This window comes from Vibrio crassostreae 9ZC13, from assembly GCF_000272045.2.
GTDB lineage: Bacteria > Pseudomonadota > Gammaproteobacteria > Enterobacterales > Vibrionaceae > Vibrio > Vibrio crassostreae_C.
This window is the reverse complement of the sequence record NZ_AJYZ02000018.1, coordinates 1-1,288: the sequence shown is the minus strand read 5'-3', so window position 1 is coordinate 1,288 and position 1,288 is coordinate 1. Positions and strand designations below refer to the sequence as shown.

1 rRNA gene is annotated in these 1,288 nt (G+C 52.1%); it reads right to left on the bottom strand.

Annotated elements, in window-relative coordinates:
* Nucleotides 1–1,288 (bottom strand): 23S ribosomal RNA (locus A136_RS01580); the annotation flags it as partial.

The following is a 1,288-nucleotide window of genomic DNA, read 5'->3' as shown; positions in this document are numbered from 1 at the left end:
CAGGGAAAACTCATCTCAAGGCTCGCTTCCCGCTTAGATGCTTTCAGCGGTTATCGATTCCGAACTTAGCTACCGGGCAATGCCATTGGCATGACAACCCGAACACCAGAGGTTCGTCCACTCCGGTCCTCTCGTACTAGGAGCAGCCCCTTTCAATTTTCCAACGCCCACGGCAGATAGGGACCGAACTGTCTCACGACGTTCTAAACCCAGCTCGCGTACCACTTTAAATGGCGAACAGCCATACCCTTGGGACCGACTTCAGCCCCAGGATGTGATGAGCCGACATCGAGGTGCCAAACACCGCCGTCGATATGAACTCTTGGGCGGTATCAGCCTGTTATCCCCGGAGTACCTTTTATCCGTTGAGCGATGGCCCTTCCATTCAGAACCACCGGATCACTATGACCTGCTTTCGCACCTGCTCGAATTGTCATTCTCGCAGTCAAGCGGGCTTATGCCATTGCACTAACCACACGATGTCCAACCGTGTTTAGCCCACCTTCGTGCTCCTCCGTTACTCTTTGGGAGGAGACCGCCCCAGTCAAACTACCCACCAGGCACTGTCCGTAATCCCGATTCAGGGACCAACGTTAGAACATCAAAACTACAAGGGTGGTATTTCAAGGACGACTCCACCACATCTAGCGACGCGGTTTCAAAGTCTCCCACCTATCCTACACATGTAGGTTCAATGTTCAGTGCCAAGCTGTAGTAAAGGTTCACGGGGTCTTTCCGTCTAGCCGCGGGTACACTGCATCTTCACAGCGATTTCAATTTCACTGAGTCTCGGGTGGAGACAGCGTGGCCATCATTACGCCATTCGTGCAGGTCGGAACTTACCCGACAAGGAATTTCGCTACCTTAGGACCGTTATAGTTACGGCCGCCGTTTACCGGGGCTTCGATCAAGAGCTTCGACCGAAGTCTAACCCCATCAATTAACCTTCCGGCACCGGGCAGGCGTCACACCGTATACGTCATCTTACGATTTTGCACAGTGCTGTGTTTTTAATAAACAGTTGCAGCCACCTGGTATCTGCGACTCTCGTCTGCTCCATCCGCAAGGGACTTCACTGATAAGAGCGTACCTTCTCCCGAAGTTACGGTACCATTTTGCCTAGTTCCTTCACCCGAGTTCTCTCAAGCGCCTTGGTATTCTCTACCCGACCACCTGTGTCGGTTTGGGGTACGATTCCTTACAATCTGAAGCTTAGAGGCTTTTCCTGGAAGCATGGCATCAATGACTTCACTACCGTAGTAGCTCGACATCGTATCTCAGCGTTAAT